Source organism: Burkholderia sp. IT-111MI5, assembly GCF_949752865.1.
Classification (GTDB): domain Bacteria; phylum Pseudomonadota; class Gammaproteobacteria; order Burkholderiales; family Burkholderiaceae; genus Burkholderia; species Burkholderia pyrrocinia_C.
In genome coordinates this window covers 125,668-151,420 of sequence record NZ_CATKIF010000044.1, presented here as the reverse complement: position 1 = coordinate 151,420, position 25,753 = coordinate 125,668, and the positions used below count along the sequence as shown (strand labels likewise).

The window sequence follows — 25,753 nt, the reverse complement described above, 5'->3', positions numbered from 1 at the left end:
GGTGTTGCAGGTCAGTGACCGGTTGCGGACGGCAGCGACGCCGCCCGCTTCGATAACGGAACGTTCAGGCATTCATTGAACCAGCATGGGATTGCCGCATTTGATCGAGTCCGGTGTGTTCGTGACATAGGCGTTCCCCAGGCTCAAACCGAGCAGGCCCGTGACCGAGGTCAGAAGCGAATCGATCGGTTGCAGGAGTAGCGGAACGAGTGTGGTCGCCAGCGCGGACAGGATCGGCCCGGTCACGACGCTCAGTATGGGATTCACTATGACGCCCAGCCACGACAGCAAACCGCTGTTCGCCGACAGTTGCAATGACAGGCCGCTGTTCAAGATACCTTGAACGGCGGGCGACAGGAACTGATCCGTTCCCGTGCTCAGCATGTACGGCGATGCCGGGTTCGGCGAAGCGGACGACCCGGGCCCGGGATATGTGTACACCAACGGCGTCGGATTTTGACTGGCGACGGGAACCGTCAGTTGTCCGGGCAACAGGTTGATGTTGATGGAGATATCGGTCAGGTCGACGATTCCTAACGTCAGGGTTTTGACCAACGTCGTCAGTCCGGAAACCAGACCGCCAAGGTTCAACAGGTTGAGCAGGCTCTGCAGGTTGACGGACACAAGCGTGATCGGTGCAGCGCTGCCGTCGGGAACATATCCGCTGGGCGCATTGAGATTGATCGGCGTATTCGCCGCGCCGCCGATGTATACGGCCACTACCCCGGTCTGCACGTTTACCTGCGCGCTTTTCGTGCCGTCCGCGGTGCAGGTGACGGACGTCAGGCCCGCCTTCGCGGGAGCCACATAGGCGGTGATCGGCAATTGCACCGCTGCAAGCGGCGTCGCACTGCCGGACGGACAACTGCCGCCCGGAAAGACCAGCGAGCCGTTGGAGCACGTCGACAGCAGCGAGATCGACGTATTGAGGAACACGTTCCCCTGCGCGGTCGACGTGTTGGTCGTGCAATCGGACGTCCCGCAATTCGCCGGTCCGGGAGGACCACTCGCGGTGGACGGAGGATTCGCCCCCAACTTGACGGAACCCGACACGGTCACGTTGAGTAACGGTGCGAGCAAAGTAGGCGTCTGGACCGTGACACTGGGAATGCTCACTGAATTCGTGCCGTTCGCGATCTGCAATGCCGTCGACAACAATCCAAGCGCATTGACGCTGGCGTTGACGGCGGAAGTTCCCGTAGCGGTTGCGGCGGAAACCAGCTGGCCGAGCGCGATCTGCGGCCCGCCACAGATGCTGTTCGAACAAAGCGCGACGACGAGCGCATTCAGAACGTTCAGATTCGCTGCAGCCACATTCTGCTGCGTCGCCGCCTGCAACGTCGCATTGGCCAGTTGGCCGAGCGTCACGTTGCCGTTCAATACGGACGTGCTCGTGCCGATCGGTAGATTGGCGAGAATGCCGGCCAGTTTCAGGTTAACTTGCGCGAGCCCCTGATAATCGACAGCCTGCAGACTCAGCGCATTGGGCGAACCCGTCAGCGCCTTGAGCAACTGATTGGCCAGTCCACCGTTCAGCGACGCAAGCGACGTGGTCAGCGTAAAGGTATCAGTCGGCACGCTCTTGGCAATGGCCGACGCGCCGATGGTGGCCCCGCTGCGAAAAATGCCCGAGACCGGCTCGGAAACCGTCACGCATACGGCGTTGACCGATTGACCATTAATCGTTCCGGGCGACAAGCCTGCGCATTGGCCGTTGGTTGCTGCGCCAGAGGTCGGCGTAAACAGCGGATTGCCGCTGCCTTGAGGTGCGGTCCAGACACCGCACGTCACGGAAACGGTCGAGTTGGCCGGCAGCGGATTCGCCGCCGGATTCGCGATTCGATTGGCTGCCGTCGTCGCCGCCGTGCAGGTCGAATCAGCAGTAATTTGCGACACCGCCGAAAGCGCGGCCAGATCGGCAGCCGCCTGCATGCTGCGCCGTTCGGAATAGAAACGGCCGATGTCGATCGCACCCAGCATGATGAATGCGACCGACACCCAGATCGCGGCCATGACCGCAACGGCGCCGCGCTGGCGCTGGCGCTGCCGCCCCGGACCGCCGGCCGCGCGGCGCCTCTGCGCTACGTGTGATTGATCTGCGTGCATCGCCGTCCCGCTTACTGCATGCCCTGACCACCGCCCGACATGCCGCTGGCGGAACCGAGCTGCGGGCTCATTGAATTCGGGATCTTGTTCTTGAACGAATCGAGATAGCGCTGGTAGACGAGCGACGCGACGTCGCCGAGCATCGGCTGCGTCGGTGCCGCCGCGCGATTGTCGCGTTGCATCGTGAGCCAGTCTCTTGTCGAGCGGCCGACGTCAGCCGCGCCCGCTGTTACGGTCTCTTGACCGTATGCCGCGGCGGAACCGGCCACCATGCAAACGATCGCGGTCAGCACCGCCGCCCGGTGCGCGTGTACGCTTCGATGATTTTTGTTGTCGTTCATGTCGTTCCCCGACGCCCGTTCATTGTGCAAACCGTTGCAGGAGCGGCACGGTCTGATCGTAGCCAAAATTGTTCGCCATCGGCGTGATCGGCGCGGCAGTACCGCGCCGTGACACGACCGGCGGCATCGCAACCGCGCGTTGCTGCGCACGCGCCGCCGCCGTAATCTTCGCTGCATCGCTAACGATGTCCTTGCGGATATCCGCCGGCAGGTGCTGCTGGTTCATCAGCCTCTGCGCGTCCTGCGTACGCCCTGCTGCAAACAGGTAAAGCACGAGATTGCTGACGATTTTCGGATTGCGCTGATCCAGTTCGGCCGCCTTCATCAAAGGCACGCGCGCGCCGACAACATCGCCGCTGCGCAGCTTCGCGTATGCGAGATCGGACAGCATCGACGCATCGGTCGGCGCCAGTTCCGACGCCTGCGTCAGTGTCTGCGCCGCGCGGTCGAAATCGCCTGCCGCACCCGCGAGCAACCCGAGCCCGCGATAGCCGCGCGCGGCGAGCGGCGTCTTCAGCAACTGCGTGTAGGCGGCCGCGCTCGCGGCCGGCTGGTCGGTCATCCGCAGCGCGTCCGCACGCAGCAGGACCGACTCCGGCACGATGCCGTAGGTCTTGTCGTACGCGTCGATGTGCGCGAGCGACGCGTAATAGAGCCCCTGCGACTGCATCCGCTGGATCAGGCCGAGGTACATGCCCGGCGTATCCGGCACGGCCTGCTTCTGGTCAGCCGCCTGTATCAGCGCCGCGCGCTCCGTCTGCGCGTTTACGCCATAACCGCTGTCCTTGGTCGCGCACGCGCCCAGCAGCAGCACCGCCGCTACCGCACCCGCCCGTGTCGCCATTCCGCCGATCCGCTTCATCGTCTTTCCTTCCGTCCTTCAATGATGCTTCGACAACGCGTGCATCACCGCCAACATGCCGGGCCCGGCCGTCACGATCAACAGCGCGGGCAACAGCGTCAGCACCATTACACCGGTCATCTTCACGGTCAACCGGCCGATCCGCTCGCGCAGCATGGCCCGGCGCGTTTCTCGCAGCCGGTCCCCGAACTGCTTGAGCGGCTCCTGCACCGCGCCGCCATGCTTGTCGACCTGGATCATCAATCGCACGATCGCGCGCAAATCCTCGTTGTCGAATCCGACGGATAACCGCTGCAGCGACTGCTCGCGCGTGCGGCCCGCAGCGAACTGGCGCTGCGCGATTCCCACCTCCGACGACAGCACCGGCAACATCCCGCGAAAATCGTTCGTCACAACCTGCAGGCTCTGATCCAGCGACAGTCCGACGCCTTGCAGCAAGCGCAGCATGTCGACGAGCAACGGCAGTTCGTCGACCACGCTCTGTCGCCGCGCCGCCGCACGGCGCTGCACGTAGAGCTTCGGCAACATGAAGCCGAGCCCGAAGGCGGCGAACATGCCGACCATCCAGATACCGCCCTTCATGCGCCCGCTCGCGAAGATAGCGAACAGCAGCGGCAGCCCGATCCCGCACGCGACCCGCGCGCTCAGGAACAGCCCGCGCGTGCGCACGTCGACATAGCCGCATTGCTCGAGCAGGCGGCGATCCTCTTCCGCGACAACGTATTTGCCAAACCCGGTATCGAGCCAGCGCACGCCCGCCGCCGACAGCCTGTCGAGAAAACGTTCGACGCGCTGCCCGCCACGTACGTCGGGCTTCGCCGGCGCCTCGCCATCCGGCGCGGTTCGCGCTTTCGCTGCTTCGAGCGCGGCCATGCGCCGGTCCAGCGCATCGACCAGCGCACGTTCGGCACGCGTCGCGGCACTTGCGCGCAGCATCGCGACCATGCCGAGCAGCAGCACCCCGAGCGCGCCCACCGCCAACGCAATCGCTCCGATTTGAGTCGCTGTCATCGCATCACCTGAGCCGAGCCATTCGATACAGCCATACGCTGCCGGTCAATTGCATCAGGAACGCGATCATGAGGAGCGTTCGCCCGCTCGGATCGTTCCACATTCCGTGCAGATACTTCGGGTTCGTCATCACGACAAAGCTGCCGATTGCGATCGGCAGCATGACGAGGACGAACGCCGACAGCCGCGTCTCCGACGACATCGCGGTCAATTCCCGCTCGGCCTGCTCCAGATCGCGCATGAACACGGCCATCCGTTCGAGCATTACGTCCGCACGGCCACCGTATTTGACGGACAAGCGCAGCACCGAGCCCACGAGTTCGAACTCTTCGGTCCGGTAGATCTTCGCGATGTGCATCATTGCGCGGTCGATCTCGATACCTCCGCGCAGCATCCGCGACACAAGATCGAGACAGCCGCGCAGCGGCTCCTCGGTCGTCAGCAGCGCCGACTGGAACGCCGCCGGCACGCTGTTGCCGAGCGTCACGAGACGCACGATCCCGTCGAGGAACGACGGGATCTGCCGGACAATCTTCAGTCTGCGCCGCTGAATTCGCGACGCGAGCCAGACGCCGAGCATCGAGCTGCCGCACGCGAGCGCCGCGAAGCACGCAAGCGCGCCACCGCGACTGCCCGCGAACGCCGCGACAACAACCAGCGCGGCAAGCGCGACGAGCGTCTTGCCGCGCGCATCCTCAATCCCCGCGCGACTCGCGAGGTTCGCCAGATACTCGGATGCCGTCGCATACCAGTGCGCCCAAAATGCGTCGGACGATACGTTCCGCGCCGCGCCCGGCTGCGCCACGGCACGCGCAGCACCTGCCGCGGACTGCCGTGCCGCCTGCGCAGCGACGCCGGCACGCGCGCCGGGTTCGAGCCGGCTGTCGATGAAGCGCTTCGCGTCGGTTCGCACGCGCCGGGTCTCCGCGTGACGCCACAGCATCATCGCCGCCGCGACGCACAGCATCGCGCACGCCAGCACCCATATCATCGCGCTATACATTGAAGCCCCCGCCGCCGCGGCCGAACCCGCCACCGCCGAAGCCGCCGCCAAACCCGCCATCGCCGAAGCCGCCGCTCGTCAGCGTCTGACGGAAGCGCGCAAGCTTCGGCGAATGCGGATGAATGCCCAGCGTTTCCCAGTGGTCGACCTCCTCGCCCTCCGGCGTCACGCGCGCTTCGTAGCGGTAAAGCTCCTGCGTCGCGATGATGTTGTCGGACAGCCCCGTCACTTCGGTGATCGACAGGATCCGCCGCCGCCCGTTCGACAGGCGTCCGATCTGCACGATGAAGTCGATCGCGTTCGCGATCTGCCGGCGCAGGCTCGACTCGGTGCCCTGGAAGCCCGCGAAGCCCGCCAGCATCTCGAGACGGTACAGGCACTCGCGCGGCGAACTCGCGTGCACGGTGCCCATCGAGCCGTCGTGACCTGTGTTCATCGCTTGCAACATTTCCAGTACTTCGCCGCCGCGCACTTCGCCGACGATGATCCGGTCCGGGCGCATCCGCAGCGTATTGCGCAGCAGGTCGCGAATCGACACGATGCCGGTGCCGTCGAAGCCGCCCGGCCGGCTCTCGAGCCGTACGACGTGCGGGTGGTTCAGCGACAGCTCCGCCGTATCCTCGATCGTCACGACACGCTCGATCTCGGGAATGTGGAACGCCAGCGCGTTGAGCAGCGACGTCTTGCCGGAACTCGTACCGCCCGACACGAGAATGTTGCAGCGTGCCTCGACCGCCGCCTGGAGCAGCGTGTTGATTTCTTCGTTGAAGGTCCCGTTGGCGAGCAGGTCGGACGGCTTCAGCGGATCCTTGCGGAATTTCCGGATCGATACGACCGGACCGTCGATCGACAGCGGCTCGATCACGACGTTCACGCGGCCACCATCGGGCAGCCGCGCATCGACCATCGGGTTCGACTCGTCGAGACGGCGGCCGATCGGTGCGAGGATGCGCCGCACGATCCGCAACAGGTGCGCGTTGTCGGTGAAGCGCACCGGCAGCCTCGCGAGGATCCCGTGACGCGACACGTACACGTCGTTGTAGCCGTTGATCAGGATGTCCTCGACAGCCGGATCCGCGAGCAGGTCCTCGATCGGCCCGAAGCCCGCGAGTTCCTTCGTCAGCGCCTCGGCGATCGCGCGCACCTCGTTCTCGTTGAGCGGAATGCGGCGCAGGCGCACGAAGCTGTCGATCTCGAGATCGACGAACTGGTTGATCGCCTGGCGGGACCATCGGCCGAACTCGGCGCCCAGTTCTTCGATGCGCGTCAGCAAGTGCTCGTGCGCGGCATTCTTGATGTCGTGGAATTGCTGCGTCTGGGAGAACGGCGCTGCGCCGTCGGCAAATTGAATGTCGTGTGCCATCGCTTACGACCGCTTGGACGAGGGTTGAATGAAACGCTTCAGTGCGGACAGGCCGGATGCAGAACGCGGTGCCGCCGATCTGACCGACACGCCTGGCAGCCGCGCGGCGAGCGACTCGAGCGCGCGCACGTATGGATCGCGCTCCGCCATATCGACGATGAGCCGGCCCTGGTTCGCCGCACGTCCGATCGCGACGCGGCGCGACGGCAAGGTGCCGACCAGCGACAAGCCGAGGCGCTCGGCGATCTGCGCGGCCGTCAGGTCGAGTGCAGGGTCGTACTGGTTGACGACGAGCCGTACGCGATCGGTATCGACGCCCGCGTCGCGCAGCCCGGTAAGCAGATCGGCTGCCGATACGATCGACGCGACGCCCTGATCGCAGACGAGCCACGCTTCGTCGGCCGAGCTCGTGATCTGGGCGACGAACTCGCGGTTCGAAAAGCCGCCGAGATCGACGATCTGCTGATCGAAGAATGCGCGAAACCGGTTCAGCAAACCGGCACACGACGCGTATGAGACGTCGCGCAGCCCGCCGAGATCGGCCGGCAGCGTCGTCAATGCGACGCCGCTCTCATGCCGGGTCAGCGCAGTATTCACGAAGGTCCGGTCGATGCGGCGCAGATTGTGAACCGCATCGATGAAATGGAATTCGCAGCGGGTATTCAGGAACAGCGCGCCATCGCCTGCCGGCAGTCCCAGGTCGACGAGCGCGGTCTGGCGGCCGGCCGGGGTGCCACCGTTCGGCGCACCGCCCGCCCCCGGGCTCGCCGCGCGCTTCTGCAGCCATACGGCGAGATTCGTCGCGAGCGTGCTCACACCCATGCCGGCACGCGCACCGAGCAACGCGACGAGCTTGCCGTGGCGGCTCGCCGGCTCGGCGACGTTCGCAAGCAGCCCGCGCGTCGTGCGCAACGCCTCCTCGGCGGGTGCCGACACGTCGATGAAATCGCGAACGCCGGCGCGCAGTGCGGCGAGCGTGCTCTCCGGCCGTGCGAGCGAACCGAGCGCGACGATCGGCAACCCCGGATGCGTGGCGCGGACCGCGGCGGCGGCAATGCTCGCTGCCGTGCTGCCGTCCGAGAAATCGATGAAGACGAGCGCCGGATTGAGGCCCGTGATGCGCTGTGCAAGCACGCCAGGCTCGAGCGATGCGGCCTCGACAGCACCGGCCGACACCAGCGTATCGGCCAGCCAGCGGACATGCGCCTCCTGTTGCGACGCGCAAATGAAATAGTCGGTCACGGCGGGTTCACACAATGATTGGATTCGCGCGTTCATGTTGAACACCCCCGATTAAGCAAGGCGTGCCGATGCACCGCAACGCGCGATGCTTCGCACTCATTTCGAAAACCCCGGTGCAGCGTCCGGCGATGCGGCGCCGCCCAGATACGACTGCCAGACCGGCCCGTTGCGCTGTTCGGACAGCTCACCAGGCGTTGCAGGCAGCACCGCGCCCTTCGCGATAGGCGCGACGAGATGCGGCGTCACGATGATCAGCAGCTCTTTGTCATTTTGCTGATAGTTCAGGTTCTTGAAGAACGTGCCGATGATCGGCAGATCGCCCAGCAACGGCACCTTGCTCACGTTCGACATCGTCTGGCGATCGATCAGGCCGCCGATCACGAAGCTCTCGCCGTCACCGAGCTCGACCGTCGTATCCGCACGGCGGGTCGTGATACCCGGCACCGCGACGCCGCTGATCGTCACGCTGTTCACGAAATCGAGCTGGCTCGACTCGGGCGCGACTTTCAGCGCGATCCGCTGCGGGCTCAGCACCGTCGGCGTCAGCGAGAGTCCGACTCCGTATTGCTTCCACTGGATCGCCGTCGAGCCGAGCCCTTGCGGCGACGGTACGGGAATCTCGCCGCCCGCGAGGAAGCTCGCGCTCTGCCCGGACAGCGCGACGAGCGTCGGCTCCGCGAGCACACGAGCGAGATTGTTGGCCTCGAGCAACGACAGGTCGGCGAAGATCCCCCGCCCGGCTGCGTTCACGACCAGATTGAAGGCCGACGCTACGGGCGCACCGAGCGTCGGAATGTACCCGGCTGTACCGGGGCCCGCTCCGCCGTTATATGACTGCACACCGCCCGGAGAAAACGAGCCGAACGAAAACCCGTTGCTTTGCTTGAAGAAGTTGAAGCCAACCTGCTTGAGCACCGAGCGGCTGAATTCGACGACGCGCACATCGACCTGCACGACATTCTTGCCGGCGATCGTCGAGCGATCGATCATGCTCCCTTTCGCGCTCATGTTCTTGCCGACCGCGACTGCGCGGTCGTGCGCATCGAGCGATGCCGACGCTCCCCGCAGCACCGCCGTTCCGCCGTACGCATTCACGCGCGGCGTGGAGCCGTCGAGCACCGCATGCGCGGACGCATCGACGACTTCGACATTCCAGACCGTCGGCTCGTCGCGGCCGCGCTCCCACAGCATCACGTTCGTCGCACCCGGCGCCTTCGCGATCAGCAGCACCGATCCGGAACGGCTGCCTTTCATGATCAGCACGTCGGCGACCGCCGGATCGCCCACCGCAACGCGCTGCAGCGCGCGGCCGGCCGAAATCTGCCGTTGCGCGCCAACGGCGAGTTCGATCGTGCCGCTCGCGCTGGCGAGCGATGAAAATGTCATGGTCCAGATAGCAATCGCGAATGCAATCAGTGTGTTTTTCATTGTTCGTTGGACCGTCTCTCGGCCTTTTACTTGTCGTCGCTGATATCGATGACCGTCGATGCCTTTCAATAAGCAACCGTTTCCGACCGGCCGCCGCGAATCACCTCGACACCACCGCCACCACCGCCCGGCCGCACCGACGGCGGCAAGCGCGACGGCAGCGGCGGCACGTTCACGTTGGCCACCGCATTGCGCTGCGTGCCGGACAGTTGCTGCAGCGAAATGCCTGCTGCCGCGAGCCCCGACGGCGACAGCTTGTTGTCCGTGCGCACCGCAACCGTCTGCATCGCAAGCTCGTCGTCGCGCGGGTTGCGCAATGCGAGTGTCAACCGGCCGCTCGCCTCGCCGAGTGTTAGCGCATCAACCTGCGCGGTCGGCACCGCAAGCACCGCGATGCGCACATTCGACGGCTGGCCGTTATTGCCGTTCGTGTTGTTGCCGCTGTCGCGTTCGGACGTCGCATCGCCGAATGACAGCACACGCACCTTCGACAACAGCAGTCGTGCCTGCGTCTGCGAGATTTCCCCGTCAAACATCGACGAACTGGCCTCGCGCTTAAGGTTCAGGAATACGTCGACGAAATTGCCGGGACGCAGCCGGTTGCCGACCGCGTTGGTCTCGTCGACGCGAACCGCGATCGCGCGCTCGCCTGGCTGCACGTCTTCGGCAAGGCCCGACACCAATGCGCCCGAGACAACCGGCGACGAAACTGGAATGTCCCGCGTCGGCACACGGCCGACGAGCTCGCCCGGATTGCCGAACGCACCGACCGGCATCGACGCGGTCGGTTGAACCTTCAACGCGTCGGCGGCAATCGGCTGACCCGCCGGCAACGTGCGCGCCGCGATCACGACCGACACCGGATTTGCCACCGCGATCTGCTGCGCCGGCACGGGAGCCGGCGAACTACGCCCGAGCATCCACGCATAGATTCCGAGCAGAACAGCGATCGCAATCAGCAGCCCGGCGATGATCTTGGTTAGGTTGTTGGCCATGTTTTGGTATGGATGCCGGAATAAAAGTCCGAGTAAGTTTTTCCTGTTGCTCGATTCATGTGCTCGCGGCCCCGTCACGTCACGATGCCCCTCTCACAGGATGGACTGCGGGATCTGCACGACTGCCGTACCCGTCAACGGTTTGGTGATGATGGTCCCCAGGAATGGCATGGTCGTGACCCATGCTTCCGGCGAGTAGCTCACCGTGACCGTCAGGCAATACAGCGTCGGTGGATTCGTCGTGTCGTAACTGCACTGTGGAGCAGCCACCTGCGGCGGGCTGATATTCAGCCAGCCCAAGACATTCTGTGCGGCGGTCGTAGCGTTCGTCACACGCGCGGCCAGGGTCGGCGCGTAATTCAAGCCCGCACGCGCGCCTTCGCTGGCTGCCAGCGTCAAGCTTTGCTGAATGACGAAGATCATCCCGAAACTGAGGATCGCGTAGAGAATCATGAAGAACAGCGGAAAAACGATTGCGAATTCGACCGCCGTCGCCCCGCTCTGCCTCCGGTATCCCCGTGGCTGCCTCGGTCGCTTCATCGCACGCCCTCCGTTGCAACCAGATAGACAAGCCACGCGGCAGCCGGTATCGCGAGACATGCCGCATAGGGCGTCGCCCGATATTTGCCGAGCACCAGCGCGGGTTCTCCGCGGCGCCACAATGTGCCGAGCGACGTGCGCGACAGCAGAATTAGGACAATTGCATGAACGCCGGCAGCAAGGCTCGCGGCAACCCAGAGCCAGAGCAGCGCGTGCGCACCGCACCATGCGCCGAGCACGGCGAATATCTTTACGTCTGCCGCGCCCATCAGGCGCAGCATGAAAAATGGGAAAAGGCCGACCAGCCCGGCCAGCATGCCGAGCATTGCCTGAAACAGGGAGATTCCGAATGGGTTCGCGTTGAAAGTCGCCCCCCCGAACCCAACGATCAACCCCGTCAGAACGAGCGAATTCGAAATGCGCCGAAATCGGATATCACTGGCCGCGACAAACGTCACCCAAGCCAGGAATGCCCCGCTGAAAATTAGATATGCCATCGCGCAACTGCCCACCGCAAATGTCGGTGCGAGCGGATTGCCAAGGCAATCCGCTCGCTACCGAACCAAAACGACCTTCACGAAGTGATGAGATCGTTCTAATTTATTTACGGGAGGTCAGCCCCAGATGGTAGCTGCCGAACAGGCGGCAGCCGTACGTGTAGTCACGCAAGTGCCGAGATTGGTGAACATAGTCCCGAGACTGCCGCCGATCGACGTCACACCGGCGACGATCGCGACAGCAATCAGACCCGCAATCAGACCATACTCGATCGCGGTAACCCCGTCTTCTTCGCGAAGGAAGCGAATCATCAATGCTTTCATTTTATTCCTCGTGCCTGTATTTACGTTCTTTGGCCTTTTATACGTATACATCCCCGCATATCTGGCCGTTGCCCCGCGCCATTCGCCACATCTGCTGTAACGACAACCGGGTGCGCTTTCTTTATATATCGCCCAAAAGGGCATGTCTCATGATTTGATGCAAGTTAACATTCGCGATAGCAACCCTCCTCGAACGTTGTGTACCGAACCGTACATTTGCTTACATCTGCTCCGGATTCTATATCCGATCCTATTTAACTTCCAACCTCTTTTAGCGGCTCGGATCGAAAAAAATGACCGTGAGCACGACGTATTTGTACGGTGTTTCGGTACGTCTTACACATAGGATTTACGATAGGTTAGATGTGCACACCTAATCCACCAGTAAAACAATTGCCTCGTCCACCAAGCCTGCGTGGGCCCCACGTTACGTCGCACGCGTAACGCCAATGTTGTGACGTTACGTTACGAAACGGCCGAAACCGTTCTCATTCATCTGCGCTTAAACAGATTCAACAATCTTTCAATTTCCAGAACTTCCTTTTCCGACAAGGAATTGCCTCGTTTAAAACCTGTTGTCGAACCGTCGGCCATCGAAATGGCACGACAGTTGCAGAGTAGTCCTCGCATCACTCAACACAACGGCAGTTCACAACACATTTTTAATGCGAGGACAACATGGACATTAAGGTTATCCCTCATGGCGTGTTCCGGACGACTCTGATCGCGGCCACCGTTGCAGCCATGCTTTCCCTCTCCGCGTGCGGCGGCTCCGGTTCCATCAGCCAGGGCCTTGGCAGCGGCGGCTCGAGCTCGGGCGGCGGCGATTCGATCTCAACGTCGGGTGGCGGCACCTCCGGCGGCACGTCGGGTTCGACGAGCGGCAGCACGTCGGGCAGCACCAGCGGCTCGACCAGCGGCAGCACGAGCGGTTCGACGAGCGGCAGCACCAGCGGCTCGACGAGCGGAACGACCAGCGGCACGAGCGGCACCTCGGGTGTGTCGTCGAACGCGGTGGGAAGTGTCCTCGCAAACGGCAGCAATCTCGTCACGGGTGTCGGCGGAACCGTCTCGGGCCTCGGCACCGTCATCGCCAACCAGTCGCTGCCGGGTGTCAACCCGGCCACCACGCAAGCCGCGGGCGGCATCGTGCAGAGCGTCGGCGGCGCAGTCACCGCGCTCGGCAACGGCCTCGGCAATGGTCTCGGCCAGCTCGGCGCGACAAAGGATCCGATCGGCACCACGGTTGCCAGCACGGGTGGCGTGGTCAACCAGCTCGGCGGCGCAGTCACGCAGACCGGCAACCTGGTCACGAGTCTCGGCAGCGGCCCGCTGTCGCCGCTCGCACCGGTCACGGGTGCCGTCGGTGGCCTCGTGTCGACACTCGGCGGCGCCGTGTCGAACGGCGGCACCACCCTCACCAACGCGCTGTCGACCGGCCCGATCCAGCAGGTCACGCAGACGGTCAGCTCGGCCATCACACCGATCACGACGATGGTCGGCCAAACGACCCAGACGATCGGCACGGCAACCGGCCTCGGCGCACCCGTCAACACGCTGCTCGGCACGGTCGGCAACGGCCTGAACCAGGCCGGCGCGCTGCTCGCGTCGGCAGGCGGCAACCCTGTCACGACGGGCCTCGGCAACACCGTCTCGGCGACGGGCAATACCGTGAAGGCCGTCGGAGGCCTGCTCACGGGCGGCACCGGCGGTGTGACCAACCCGCTCGCACCGCTCACTGGCCTCGTCTCCACGGTTACCGGCGCTCTCGGTGGCGCAACGGGTGGCGGCAGCGGCCCGCTTGCACCGGTCACCGGCCTCGTCTCCACGGTCACCGGCACACTCGGCGGCGCAACGGGCGGCAGCGGCGGCCCGCTCGCACCGGTCACCGGCCTCGTCTCGACGGTCACCGGCGCACTCGGTGGCGCAACGGGCGGCAGCGGCAGCCCGCTCGCGCCGGTCACGGGCCTCGTTTCGACGATCACGGGCGCGCTCGGCGGTGCAACGGGCGGTACGAGCGGAAGCCCGCTCGCGCCGGTCACGGGTCTCCTCGGCACAGTCACGGGCGCACTCGGCGGCGCGACGGGCGGCGCAGGCGGCGGCAGCCCGCTCGCACCGGTGACGAACGCGGTGTCCACGGTCACCAGCACGGTCGGTGCACCGGCACTGACCGGCGGCACGGGCGCAGTCACGAGTTCGGGCTCGTCGTCGAATCTGCTCGCGCCTGTCACGTCGCTGATCGGCGGCCTGCTCGGCGGCACGCACGGCAAATAAACCGATATCCATTCATCGACAAGACAGCGAGGAGTTCACCATGTCCCAGCAACGTTCTCTCACGACGGCCACCCTGCGCCAGTGGCGCATGCCCCTCACCGCTTTCGCCGCAGCCTGCCTGCTGGCCGCCTGCGGCGGCGGCGGCGTCAGCTCGCCGCCGACCAGCAACAATGGCGGCTCGTCCAGCGGCACGAGCGGTACGTCCGGCACGAGCGGCACCAGCGGCACGACCACCGGCACCAAAGGTGTCGTCAGCACGGTCGGCCAGACGGCCACCGACCTCGGCAGCACGGTCGGCAACATCAGTCTGCCGGGCCTCGGCGACGGCGTAACGAAGGGTATCGGCAGCACGGTCGCCAGCACCGGCACGATCGTTGGCGCAGCCGCCGATGCGGTGAGCAACGGGCTGGGACAGATCGGCTCGACGAAGGATCCGGTCGGCACGACGGTTGCCGGTCTCGGCAATGTCGTCGGCGCGACGAGCAACACGGTGTCCGGCCTGAGTTCGACGGTCAAGGCGCTCGGCACGGGCCCGCTCGCGCCGCTCGCTCCCGTCACGACACCGGTCGGCACCGTGCTCGACACGGTCGCCAACGGCCTGACGGCCGCCGGCACGACGATCGGTTCGACGCTGTCGTCGGGGGCCGTGCAGCAGGTCACGCAGCCGCTCAGCTCGGCGATCACGCCGCTCGTGATCACCGCCGGCCAGGTCACGCAACAGGTCGGCACGACGACCGGCCTCGGCCAACCCGTCTCGGGCCTGCTCGGCCAGGTCGGCGGCGCGATCAGCTCGGCCGGCAAGCAGGTCGGTAGCACGTCGAACCAACCGCTCGTCGGCGATGTCGGTCAACTCGTGACCGCGGTCGGCAACACCGTGACCAACGCGGGTGGTCTCGTCAACCCGAACGGCCCGAACGGTGCAGCACCGATCCCCGGCCTGATCACGAGCCTCGTCGGCGGCTCGACAGCTGGCGTCCAGAACGGCACGTCGTCAGGCTCCGGTTCGACGAACCCGCTCGGCGGCCTGCTGTCGGGTCTCGGCTCGACGCCGCTCGGCTCGCTCACGGGCGGACTCGGCGGCGCAACGGGCGGCACGAGCAGCGGCCCGCTCGCTCCGGTCACGAATCTCGTATCGACGGTCACGGGCACGCTCGGCGGCGCAACGGGTGGCGCAGGCAGTGCAAACCCTCTCGCGCCTGTCACCGGTTTGCTGAATACTGTCACCGGAGCAGTCGGCGGTGCAGCAGGGTCCGGGGGCTCGAGCCCGCTTGCACCGGTCACGTCGCTGGTCGGCGGCGTGTCGGGGACGGCATCGTCGGGTGGCGGTTCGACGGGGCTGCTCGCACCGGTAACGGGGTTGCTGGGCACGCTGGGTAGCGTTGGCAAGTAAGGAGGACGGTCGCACCTTCGCAGCCGGTGCGGATGGCGCGGCCGTATAAATACACCCGGCATAGCGGCACGCGTCGCGCGACACCCAGGTGTCGCGCGACAGCATTAGAAAGAAGACGAAAAGAAAGGCCTACGAGGAAGAACAATGAAATCCAGACTCGACAGATGGATGATGCTGCTCGCCATCGCGGCAGCAAGCACGGCACATGCACAAACGCGCGTCGCGGGTAACCCGCTCGACTCCCTTCCCCAGATCAACGCACCGAAGACCGGCCCGAACGTCACCGTGCAGGTCGCACCCCAGGCACCGCAACTGCAGGAGCTGCTGTCGCGACATCTGACGCCGACGACGTTCCAGGTCGAAGGCGTGAAGTCGGTGCCGTTCGAGGAAATCTCGCGTCGCTTCACGCCCCTCGTCGGCAAGGACATCACGATCGGCGAGTTGATCGAAACCGCCAACGGCGTGACGAAGCTGTATCAGGATCGCGGCTACGCGCTGTCGTTCGCGTTCGTTCCCGCGCAGACGTTCGAGAACGGCGTCGTGCGAATCACGGTCGTCGAAGGCTATGTGTCGGACGTCAAGGTCACCGGCAAGCCCGGCGCAATGGAACCGAAGATTCGCGCGATCGCTGCGCATATCACGGCCGATCGCCCGCTGCGCCGCGCGACGTTCGAGCGCTACGTGAACACGTTCGGCCTGCTGCCCGGCCTCACGGTGAAGGCGAACGTGCCGCCGCCGCAAACCACCGACGGCGCAACGACGCTCGAACTTGCGGTCGACCGCAAGCCGTTCAACGTCAGCACCGGTATCGACTTCAACCACCCGGGCGTCCAGGGCCTCATCACCGCGACCGAGAACGGCCTGACGTCGTTCGGCGAACAACTGAGCATCTCCGCGCTGGCGCCGCCGGGGCGTGACAAGCAGACCTACTTCGCGTTCAGCGGCGCGGTACCCGTCGGCAGCAGCGGTCTGATCACACGCCTCGACGCAAGCACCTATCGCGGCAAGCCGACCGACAACCCGGGGCTACCGTCATATGTCGAACGCACCGTCAAAAACGAGAAGCTCGGTCTTTCGGCATCCTATCCGTTGCTGCTGAACAACCAGCGCAGCCTGCTCGGCACTGTTTCAGGCTACGCATCGCATAACGAAGACCGTTATCAGAACCAGATCAACGGCGCGACGCTCGACACGCGCTCGCAGGTCCGCGTGCTGCAGATGCAGCTCGACTACACGAGCGTTTCGCCGAAACAGGTACAGAAGCTGAGCGTCAACGTCGCGAAGGGGTTCAACATCCTCGGCGCGTCGAAAGCGCAGGACGTGACCGTCGGCACGACGACGACCTCGGTGGACAGCCCGATTTCGCTGACCTTCGTCCGCACCGGCGCGACCTTCACGCAAACGAACGAATGGCCGTTCCGGATCGGCACGTCGGTTTCGCTGACCGGGCAATACAGCCCCGACTCGCTGCCGACGTCCGAACAGATCTCGTTCGGATCGACCCGCTACGCGCTCGGCTACCAGCCAGGCGAAACGTCGGGCGACTCGGGCTGGGGGATGTCGCTCGAGGTCAACCGCGGCTTCTCGCCGGGCTGGACGTATCTGAAATCCGTCACGCCGTACATCGCGTATGACATGGCGCGCGTGTACCTGCACGCAGGCACGCCGTCGCCGAACCGCATGTCGTCGGTCGGCATCGGCGTGCGGTTCACGGACAGCCGTTATTACAGTCTCGACCTGAACGTCGCAAAACCGGTTGGCGACGCGCCGGTCGAAAGCGCGTCGCGCAGCCCGCGCATTAACGCCGCATTCTCGTATCAGCTCAACTGATCGGTCAGCAAACAGCTCGCGTCACGCGGGCTGTTTCGAATAGAGTCCCCTCTATCAAACGTGGCGCGCGGTTTCACGTATTCTGGCGAAGCTCGCAACATGCCCGCCCCATGCAGGCGGTCGTGCGGGCGAATCGAACACGACATGCAAAACAAGGAGGATGACAATGATTCAACTGACCCGTCCGTTGCGTGCAATCGCCGTCGCCGGCGCACTGCTCGCCTGCGCAGCACCCACGTTCGCTCAAGCCGACAACCCCATCGGCATGTGGCAGACGATCGACGACAACACCCATCAGCCGAAGGCACTCGTGCAGATCGCCGAGGACGGCGACGGTTCGCTGTCGGGCAAGGTCGTCAAGGGCCTCGGCGCGAACGATACGCCCGATCGCCGCTGCACCGCCTGCACGGACGAGCGCAAGGATCAGCTCATCAAGGGCATGACGATCATCAAGGCGATGAAGAAGGAAGGCGACCACTGGGACGGCGGCAACATTCTCGACCCGGAAAACGGCAAGGTCTACAAGTGCAAGATGACGCTTGAAGACGGCGGCCAGAAGCTCGTCGTGCGCGGCTACATCGGCGTGTCGCTGCTCGGCCGTTCGCAGACCTGGGTACGCCAGCAATAACGCAGCACGCGCTGAAACGCGCGTGCTCGATAAAAAATCGGCCTGCGACAAAGTCGTCAGGCCGATTTTCTTTTGGGGCATGCGTAGAAGCAAACGACGGACATCATGCCGCGTGCTTCAACGTGTCAGATGCATAGCCGCTCGGCGCGCGACACGCGGGCGCGATACTGCTACGCGCCTCCGCTGCCTTCGATTGCGTATGCTTGCGCATCCGTGTGGACAATTCGTTGCACAGACTCACGCCCGAATCGCCATAGAGCTCACGCATCACGCTCAACAACGTGCCCGTCTCGTGCCATACCTTGAAGCGGCGATGGCATGTCTGATACGAAGGGTAACGGCGCGGCATGGCGGACCATGTTGCGCCGCTGTAGATCACCCAGAGCACGCCGTTCAGCACGGCACGCGTATTGGCTAACGGTCGGCCGCGCAACTCGGTGCGCGGCTGCATTTCGGGCAGAAGCGGCGCGACGCAGCGCCACTCGTGGTCGGTCAGATCGCGATACGGTGTCATGGACATCTCCAGCCTTGGTAACCATGACACAACGATATCGGCTCACCTCAACAATGAATATAAGACAAATCCGAAAATACCCCGAGATTGCATGGATTTGACCGGAATTGACGTTTGAATCGCGCCAATTACCGAGCATCGCAATCAGGTCAGCGAAGTATCGACGATACGGCGCGGCGTTTCAAGATACTCCTTCGACTGCATCTCGACGATACGCGAGACCGTGCGCGCGAATTCGTTCGCCATCGGGCCTTCGACGTACAACTGCTCCGCCGGCACCGCCGCGGACATCAGCAGCTTGACCTTGTGGTCGTACAGCACGTCGATCAGCCAGGTAAAGCGGCGCGCCTCGGACGCCATCCGCGGCGACATCTGCGGCACCTCGGACAGCACGATCGCATGGAAGCGACTCGCGAGTTCGAGATAGTCGTTCTGCGATCGCGGGCCGCCGCACAGCGTCGCGAAGTCGAACCATACGACGCCGTCCGCCTTGCGCAGCGCCTTCAGCTCGCGCTTCTCGATATGCAGGATCGGGCTTTCGTCGGGTACCGCGGCGAGCTTCGCGAACGCATGGCGCAGTTCGCGATCGGCGTCGGCGCCAAGCGGCGTGTGATACATCTGCACCTGCGCGAGCGTGCGCTGGCGATAGTCGACGCCCGCGTCGACGTTGAGCACGTCGAGCTTTTCCTTGATCAGCGCGATCGCCGGCAGCATGCGGTCGCGGTGCAATCCGTCCGGATACAGGTCGTCGGGATCGTAGTTGGACGTCATCACGAACTGCACGCCGTTGTTGAACAGGCGGTCGAGCAGACGGTACAGGATCATCGCGTCGGCAATGTCCGACACGTGGAACTCGTCGAAGCAGATCAGCCGGTAGCGCTTCGCGATGCGTCGCGCGAGTTCGTCGAGCGGATCGGCCTGCCCTTTCAGTTCCTCGAGCTCGCGGTGCACTTCGCGCATGAATTCGTGGAAATGCAGGCGTGTCTTGCGCTGCACGGGTACGACCGCGTAGAAGCTGTCCATCAGGAAGCTCTTGCCGCGACCGACACCGCCCCACATGTAGACGCCGCGCGGCAGGTCCGGATGAATGATGAGCTTCTTGAACGCGTTCGAGCGGCGCGCCTTGTATTCGACCCACTCGTCGAAACAGCGCTGCAGGCGATCGACCGCGGCGCGCTGCGCGGGGTCGGACTGATAGCCGCGCGTGGTCAGTTCGCGCGTGTAGTATTCGGTGACGTTCATCGGGCAAACCGGAAAGAACGAAGGCGAGCGGGAAACCCCGCCCGCCTTCGTCATGAGACGGCTGCGCCGGCCGAGGGCCGGCTGGCGCTTACCGCGCTCAGCTATTCAGCGAGCGCTTGTCGACGGCGAGCGCCGCTTCGCGCATCACTTCCGACATCGACGGGTGCGGATGGCAGATGCGGGCGATGTCTTCCGACGCCGCCTTGAATTCCATCGCCACCACGGCTTCCGCGATCAGGTCCGACGCGTTCGCGCCGATCACGTGCACGCCGAGCAGTTCGTCGGTTTTCGCGTCCGCGATCATCTTCACGAAACCGTCCGGTGCGTTCATGCCGAGCGCACGGCCGTTGATCGAGAACGGGAACTTGCCCGACTTGATCTCGCGCCCTTCCGCCTTCAGTTGCTGCTCCGTCTTGCCGACCCACGCGATTTCCGGGTACGTGTAGATCACCCACGGAATGCAGTTGTAGTCGATGTGCGGCTTCTGGCCGTCGATCACTTCCGCGACCAGCACGCCTTCATCTTCCGCCTTGTGCGCAAGCATCGGGCCGCGCACCACGTCGCCGATCGCGTACACGTTCGGCACCGCCGTGCGGCAGTGGTCGTCGACGTCGATGAAGCCGCGCTCGTTCGCCTTCAGGCCGATTGCCTCGAGGCCGAGGTTGTCGGTGTTCGGCACGCGGCCGACCGACACGATCAGGCGGTCGGCGTCGAGCGTCTGCGCGTTGCCGTCCTTGTCCGTGTAGGCGATCGACACGCCGTTCGCGGTCGTCTTCACTTCGCCGATCTTCACGCCGAGATGGATGTCGAGGCCCTGCTTCTTGAACAGCTTGGCCGCTTCCTTCGCGAGCGCTTCGTCGGCTGCGCCGAGAAACGCCGGCAGCGCTTCGAGCACCGTCACTTCGGCACCCAGGCGACGCCACACCGAGCCGAGTTCGAGGCCGATCACGCCTGCGCCGATCACGGCGAGCTTCTTCGGCACCGAGTCGAACGTCAGCGCACCTTCGTTATCCGACACGATCTTGTTGTCGACCGGGATGCCCGGCAGGTGACGCGCCTTCGAGCCCGTCGCGATGATCACGTTCTTCGCGGTGACGACTTCGGTTTCACCCTCGCCGCTCACTTCGATCTGCACGCCGGCGTCGGTCTTGCCGGCGAACTTGCCATGGCCCTTCAGCCAGGTGATCTTGTTCTTCTTGAACAGGAACTCGATCCCGCTCGTCATCTTCTCGACGATCGCGTCCTTGCGGCCGATCATCTTCGCGATGTCGATCTTCACGCCGTCGACGGTGATGCCGTGGTCGGCCAGGTGATGCGACGTGTTCTCGAACTCTTCCGACGACGCGAGCAGCGCCTTCGACGGGATGCAGCCCACGTTCAGGCAGGTGCCGCCGAGCTTCAGCGCGCCGGCCGGGTTCTTCCACTTCTCGATACAGGCAACGGTCTTGCCGAGCTGCGCGGCGCGGATCGCTGCGATGTAGCCGCCGGGGCCGGCGCCGATCACGACGACGTCAAATTCCTTGGACATGACAATCCTTTCTTCTTGTGCATCCGCACGGTCGCGCGTTTCGCGCGCCCGTGCGGGAGCGGGTCAATGCGGTGAAACTCGGCTTACAGGTCGAGCAGCAGGCGTGCCGGATCCTCGAGCGCATCCTTCATCGCGACGAGCGACAGCACCGCTTCGCGGCCGTCGATGATCCGGTGGTCGTACGACAGCGCGAGATAGTTGATCGGACGGATCACGATCTGGCCGTTTTCGACGACCGGACGCTCCTTCGTCGCGTGCACGCCGAGGATTGCCGACTGCGGCGGGTTGATGATCGGGGTCGACAGCATCGAGCCGAACACGCCGCCGTTCGAGATCGAGAACGTACCGCCCGTCATTTCCTCGATCGACAGCTTGCCGTCCTTCGCCTTCTGGCCGAATTCGGCGATCTTCTTCTCGATGTCGGCGAGGCTCAGTTGATCCGCGTTGCGCAGGATCGGCACGACGAGGCCGCGCGGCGAGCCGACGGCGATACCGATGTCGAAGTAGCCGTGGTAGACGATGTCGTTACCGTCGATCGACGCGTTCACGAGCGGGAACTTCTTCAGCGCGTGCACGGCCGCCTTCACGAAGAACGACATGAAGCCGAGCTTCACGCCATGTTCCTTCTCGAACTTGTCCTTGTACTTGTTGCGCAGTTCCATGACCGGAGCCATGTTGACTTCGTTGAACGTCGTCAGGATCGCGTTGGTCTGCTGCGATTCGAGCAGACGCTCGGCGATACGCGCACGCAGGCGCGACATCGGCACACGCTGTTCCGGACGGTCGTTCAGCCAGGTCGTCGCCGACGCCGGCACCTTCACTTCCGGCAGCGACGGCTTCGCAGCGGCCTTGGCCGGTGCGGCGGCCGGAGCGGCCTTCGGTGCGCTGCCTGCTGCCAGCGCGTCGCCCTTCGTGACGCGGCCGTCGCGGCCCGAACCTGCGACGTCGCCTGCCGACAGGCCCTTCTCGGCCAGCAGCTTCGATGCGGCCGGCGATGCGGTGGCCGAGCTCGATGCCGTTGCGGCAACCGGCTGTGCTGCCGGTGCGGCTGCAGCAGGCGCTGCTGCCGGCTTGACTTCGGCGGCGCCCGCCGCTGCTTCGGCCGCACCTGCCTTCGCTTCGGTGTCGATCGTCGCGATCAGCTGATCGGCAACCACCGTGTCACCGTCGTTCTGCAGCACTTGCGCGAGCACGCCCGCGGCCGGTGCCGGCACTTCGAGCACGACCTTGTCGGTCTCGAGTTCGATCAGGATTTCGTCTTGCGCGACTGCTTCGCCCGGCTTCTTCTTCCACTGCAGCATGGTGGCTTCCGAAACCGACTCCGAAAGCTGGGGGACTTTGACTTCTACGATAGCCATGTGATTTTCCTGGATGCTTAATCTGGGGTGTGACGAGGTTCGTGCGATTCCTTCGGCCGGTGCGGCGCGCGACGCGCCCGGCGGGCCAAAGGGGACGGGAAAGCGCCGCGCGCCTTCCCGTTTCGCTTCCGTCGGTTATTTCGCGATCGATGCGCTCTTCAGGCGGCCGAAAGCACCTTCGATCAGGGCCTTCTGCTGCTCGTAGTGCTTCGCGTAGTAGCCAACCGCCGGCGAGGCCGAGGCCGGACGGCCGCTGTATGCCAGCTTCTGCCCTTCCTTCATGCCTTCCTTCAGATGGTGCTCGACGTAGAACCAGGGGCCCTGGTTCTGCGGCTCGTCCTGCACCCAGACCACTTCAGTCGCGTTCTCGTACTTCTTCATTTCGGCTTCGAACTGCTTGTGCGCGAACGGATACAGCTGCTCGATACGGATGATCGCGACGTCGTTCGCCTTCGCTTCGCGGCGGTGTGCGACGAGGTCGTAATACACGCGACCCGAGCATGCCAGCACGCGCTTGACCTTCTTCGCGTCGATGCCGCCGTCGGTTTCGCCGATCACCGGCTGGAACGAACCCTTCGCCAGTTCCGACAGGTCCGACACCGCTTCCTTGTGACGCAGCAGCGACTTCGGCGTAGCGACGATCAGCGGCTTGCGGAACAGGCGGATCATCTGGCGACGCAGCAGGTGGAAGATCTGCGCCGGCGTCGTCGGCTGGACGACCTGCATGTTGTGATCCGCGCACAGCTGCAGGAAACGCTCGATACGGGTCGACGAGTGTTCCGGACCCTGGCCTTCATAGCCGTGCGGCAGCAGCATCGTCAGGCCCGACACGCGGCCCCACTTCACTTCGCCCGACGAGATGAACTGGTCGATCACGACCTGCGCGCCGTTGACGAAGTCGCCGAACTGCGCTTCCCACAGCACGAGCGTGTTCGGCTCGGCGGTCGAGTAACCGTATTCGAAGCCCAGCACCGCTTCTTCCGACAGCACCGAGTCGATCACCGTGAACTTCGCCTGGCCTTCGGCGATGTTCTGCAGCGGCACGTACGTGCCGTCGTTCCAGCGCTCGCGGTTCTGGTCGTGCAGCACCGCGTGACGGTGCGTGAACGTGCCGCGGCCCGAGTCCTGGCCCGTCAGGCGCACCGAGTAGCCCGATGCGACGAGCGACGCGAACGCGAGGTGCTCGCCCATGCCCCAGTCGAGCGGCTGGTCGCCGCGCGCCATGTTGCGGCGGTCGTTGATCACGCGCTCGACGAGCGGGTGGACCTTGAAGTTTTCCGGGACCGTCGTGATGCGTTCGCCGAGGCGCTTCAGTTCGGCGAGCGGCACGGCCGTGTCGGCGGCATCCGTCCACTTGCGGTTCAGGAACGGAACCCAGTCGACCGCGTACTTGCTCTTGTAGTTCGACAGGACCGGGTCGACCGTGTGGTGACCGTCGTCCATCGCCTTGCGGTACGCCTTCACGTAGTTGTCGGCGTCTTCCGCGGTGATCACGCCCTGCTGCACGAGCTTCTCGGCGTACAGCGCACGGGTGCCCGGGTGCTGCGCGATCTTCTTGTACATCAGCGGCTGCGTGACGGCCGGCGTGTCCTGCTCGTTGTGACCCAGCTTGCGGAAGCAGACGATGTCGATCACGACATCCTTGTGGAACTGCATCCGGTAGTCGATCGCGATCTGCGTCGCGAGGATCACCGCTTCCGGATCGTCGCCGTTCACGTGCAGCACCGGCGCCTCGATCATCTTGACGACGTCGGTACAGTACAGCGTCGAGCGCGCGTCGCGCGGGTCGGACGTCGTGAAGCCGATCTGGTTGTTGATGACGATGTGCAGCGTGCCGTGCGTGCCGTAACCGCGCGTCTGCGCGAGGTTCAGCGTTTCCATCACGACGCCCTGGCCCGCGAAGGCCGCATCGCCGTGGATCTGCACCGGCAGCACCTGCAGGCCGTCTTCGTCGCCGCGGCGGTCCATCCGCGCCTTCGCGGAACCTTCGACCACCGGGTTCACGATTTCGAGGTGCGACGGGTTGAATGCCAGCGACAGGTGGACCGGGCCGCCTTCCGTCGACACGTCCGACGAGAAGCCCTTGTGGTACTTCACGTCGCCTGCCGGCAGGTCGTCGACGTGCTTGCCTTCGAATTCGGCGAACAGGTCGGCCGGCATCTTGCCGAGCGTGTTGACGAGCACGTTCAGGCGGCCACGGTGGGCCATGCCGATGATGATTTCCTGCACGCCGCGCTTGCCCGCGTGCTGGACGACTTCGTCCATCGCCGCGATGAAGCTTTCGCCGCCTTCGAGCGAGAAGCGCTTCTGGCCGACGTACTTGGTGTGCAGGTAGCGCTCGAGGCCTTCAGCGGCCGTCAGGCGATTCAGGATGTGCTTCTTCTCGTCTGCCGAGAAGTTCGGCGTCGCGCGGGTCGACTCCAGGCGCTCCTGCCACCAGCGCTTCTGTTCCGGGTCGCTGATGTACATGTACTCGGCGCCGATCGTGCCGCAGTACGTGTCGCGCAGGCCCTTGACGATATCGCGCAGCGAAGCCTGGTCGAAACCGAAATACAGGTTGCTCGCGCTGTAGGTCTGGTCGAGGTCGCCTTCGGAGAAGTCGTAGAACGCGGGTTCGAGTTCGGGAATGGCGGGACGTTCGCGACGCTTCAGGGGATCCAGATTGGCCCATTGCGAGCCAAGGAAGCGATAGGCGCTGATGAGGGACTGGACGTGAACCTGCTTGCGCGCCGCAGCCAGATTGGTGCCGCTTTCGCGCGGGATGAAGGCATTGGCCTTCGCACGCTCGGCAAACGATTCGACGATCGGGAAATGTGCGACGTCATTGGCATTCGAACCGTCCGTTGCAGGCACATTCTGCAGCGCGTCGAAATACTCTCGCCAATTCTCCGGCACCGACGCCGGATTGTTGAGGTATGCATCGTACAGTTCTTCAACGTACGAAGCATTGCCGCCGAACAGATAAGAGTTCAGCTGAAACTGCTTCATTACATCTGACATTTTACGCTCACCTTTCTTCGAGCTTCTCGAGAAATAGCGGGTTACTCAACCTTCCGCGACACGGCCTGACCGTTTAGCGGATTGCGAATCAAGTCTTGCTTGGAAGGACCTAAAACTTGCGTGCGCGCAGCATATCACAGAACCGATACCGGAGTTCACGGCGAAATGTGCCCGAAAGCACCGCGCGACGGGGTTTTGCCGGATTGCCACGCCCCGCGGGAACAGTGTTTTGCCGACAACCCGGTTGCGCGCCGCGCAGACGCAAAAAAGGCCGCCC

At 64.3% G+C, this 25,753-nt stretch carries 21 protein-coding genes; 4 read left to right on the top strand and 17 right to left on the bottom strand.

Translation table 11 applies throughout. The features are described 5' to 3' along the window. Positions 1-72 precede the first annotated feature (72 nt). The 12 genes from ACM6JT_RS25350 to ACM6JT_RS25295 form a co-directional block, all read right to left on the bottom strand. The gene (locus tag ACM6JT_RS25350) at positions 73-2,106 is read right to left on the bottom strand and encodes a pilus assembly protein TadG-related protein (protein WP_414857540.1); all 2,034 of its coding nucleotides are present in this window, start codon (positions 2,104-2,106) and stop codon (positions 73-75) included. Between the two features lie 11 nt (positions 2,107-2,117). Beyond that, on the bottom strand, positions 2,118-2,447 hold the full coding sequence (locus ACM6JT_RS25345; RefSeq protein WP_131948497.1) for a DUF3613 domain-containing protein: 330 nt from the start codon (positions 2,445-2,447) through the stop codon (positions 2,118-2,120). Between the two features lie 19 nt (positions 2,448-2,466). Beyond that, complete coding sequence (locus ACM6JT_RS25340; protein ID WP_217590453.1) at positions 2,467-3,309, bottom strand: tetratricopeptide repeat protein; 843 nt, start codon at positions 3,307-3,309, stop codon at positions 2,467-2,469. Positions 3,310-3,327: 18 nt separating this feature from the next. Next, positions 3,328-4,320, bottom strand: a complete 993-nt coding sequence (locus tag ACM6JT_RS25335) for a type II secretion system F family protein (protein ID WP_407971388.1) — start codon at positions 4,318-4,320, stop codon at positions 3,328-3,330. Between the two features lie 4 nt (positions 4,321-4,324). After that, positions 4,325-5,323 carry a type II secretion system F family protein gene (locus ACM6JT_RS25330; protein ID WP_414857539.1) on the bottom strand — a complete coding sequence of 333 codons (999 nt, stop codon included), beginning with the start codon at positions 5,321-5,323 and terminating at the stop codon, positions 4,325-4,327. Next, a complete protein-coding gene (locus tag ACM6JT_RS25325) occupies positions 5,316-6,686 on the bottom strand; it encodes a CpaF family protein (RefSeq protein WP_217590450.1) in 1,371 nt (456 codons plus the stop codon). Before ACM6JT_RS25325 ends, ACM6JT_RS25330 begins: the two co-directional genes overlap by 8 nt. Before the next feature lie 3 nt (positions 6,687-6,689). Beyond that, a complete protein-coding gene (locus ACM6JT_RS25320) occupies positions 6,690-7,964 on the bottom strand; it encodes a fimbrial protein (RefSeq protein ID WP_131948502.1) in 1,275 nt (424 codons plus the stop codon). Between the two features lie 60 nt (positions 7,965-8,024). Continuing rightward, positions 8,025-9,356: a type II and III secretion system protein family protein gene (locus tag ACM6JT_RS25315; protein ID WP_131948503.1), complete on the bottom strand. Its 1,332-nt coding sequence runs from the start codon at positions 9,354-9,356 to the stop codon at positions 8,025-8,027. Between the two features lie 65 nt (positions 9,357-9,421). Continuing rightward, positions 9,422-10,351: a Flp pilus assembly protein CpaB gene (gene cpaB / locus ACM6JT_RS25310; protein WP_414857538.1), complete on the bottom strand. Its 930-nt coding sequence runs from the start codon at positions 10,349-10,351 to the stop codon at positions 9,422-9,424. A 93-nt stretch (positions 10,352-10,444) separates the two neighbouring features. Further along, positions 10,445-10,891, bottom strand: a complete 447-nt coding sequence (locus ACM6JT_RS25305; protein ID WP_131948505.1) for a TadE/TadG family type IV pilus assembly protein — start codon at positions 10,889-10,891, stop codon at positions 10,445-10,447. Further along, entirely contained in the window at positions 10,888-11,388 is a 501-nt protein-coding gene (locus tag ACM6JT_RS25300) for a prepilin peptidase (RefSeq protein WP_217590449.1), read from the bottom strand. Before ACM6JT_RS25300 ends, ACM6JT_RS25305 begins: the two co-directional genes overlap by 4 nt. Positions 11,389-11,505: 117 nt before the next feature. Continuing rightward, positions 11,506-11,712, bottom strand: a complete 207-nt coding sequence (locus tag ACM6JT_RS25295) for a Flp family type IVb pilin (protein WP_131948507.1) — start codon at positions 11,710-11,712, stop codon at positions 11,506-11,508. 678 nt (positions 11,713-12,390) lie between these two features. Here ACM6JT_RS25295 and ACM6JT_RS25290 point away from each other — a divergent pair. From ACM6JT_RS25290 to ACM6JT_RS25275, 4 genes are all read left to right on the top strand, one after another. Continuing rightward, a complete protein-coding gene (locus ACM6JT_RS25290) occupies positions 12,391-13,986 on the top strand; it encodes a collagen-like triple helix repeat-containing protein (protein WP_105393034.1) in 1,596 nt (531 codons plus the stop codon). 40 nt (positions 13,987-14,026) lie between these two features. Beyond that, complete coding sequence (locus ACM6JT_RS25285; RefSeq protein ID WP_131948509.1) at positions 14,027-15,376, top strand: collagen-like triple helix repeat-containing protein; 1,350 nt, start codon at positions 14,027-14,029, stop codon at positions 15,374-15,376. 144 nt (positions 15,377-15,520) lie between these two features. Further along, positions 15,521-17,206 carry a ShlB/FhaC/HecB family hemolysin secretion/activation protein gene (locus tag ACM6JT_RS25280; RefSeq protein ID WP_175749339.1) on the top strand — a complete coding sequence of 562 codons (1,686 nt, stop codon included), beginning with the start codon at positions 15,521-15,523 and terminating at the stop codon, positions 17,204-17,206. A gap of 166 nt (positions 17,207-17,372) precedes the next feature. Next, positions 17,373-17,834, top strand: a complete 462-nt coding sequence (locus ACM6JT_RS25275) for a DUF2147 domain-containing protein (RefSeq protein WP_034184041.1) — start codon at positions 17,373-17,375, stop codon at positions 17,832-17,834. Between the two features lie 103 nt (positions 17,835-17,937). Here the strand turns inward: ACM6JT_RS25275 and ACM6JT_RS25270 are convergent, their stop codons facing one another. The 5 genes from ACM6JT_RS25270 to ACM6JT_RS25250 all read right to left on the bottom strand — a co-directional run bounded on the left by ACM6JT_RS25270 (position 17,938) and on the right by ACM6JT_RS25250 (position 25,476). Further along, on the bottom strand, positions 17,938-18,348 hold the full coding sequence (locus tag ACM6JT_RS25270) for a transposase (protein ID WP_181152302.1): 411 nt from the start codon (positions 18,346-18,348) through the stop codon (positions 17,938-17,940). A 144-nt stretch (positions 18,349-18,492) separates the two neighbouring features. Further along, entirely contained in the window at positions 18,493-19,590 is a 1,098-nt protein-coding gene (zapE, locus tag ACM6JT_RS25265; RefSeq protein ID WP_034184039.1) for a cell division protein ZapE, read from the bottom strand. Between the two features lie 97 nt (positions 19,591-19,687). Continuing rightward, a complete protein-coding gene (gene lpdA, locus ACM6JT_RS25260; protein ID WP_105393030.1) occupies positions 19,688-21,118 on the bottom strand; it encodes a dihydrolipoyl dehydrogenase in 1,431 nt (476 codons plus the stop codon). A gap of 83 nt (positions 21,119-21,201) precedes the next feature. Beyond that, positions 21,202-22,476: a 2-oxoglutarate dehydrogenase complex dihydrolipoyllysine-residue succinyltransferase gene (gene odhB, locus ACM6JT_RS25255; RefSeq protein ID WP_034184037.1), complete on the bottom strand. Its 1,275-nt coding sequence runs from the start codon at positions 22,474-22,476 to the stop codon at positions 21,202-21,204. A gap of 135 nt (positions 22,477-22,611) precedes the next feature. Continuing rightward, a complete protein-coding gene (locus ACM6JT_RS25250; protein WP_034184036.1) occupies positions 22,612-25,476 on the bottom strand; it encodes a 2-oxoglutarate dehydrogenase E1 component in 2,865 nt (954 codons plus the stop codon). Between the last annotated feature and the right edge of the window lie 277 nt (positions 25,477-25,753).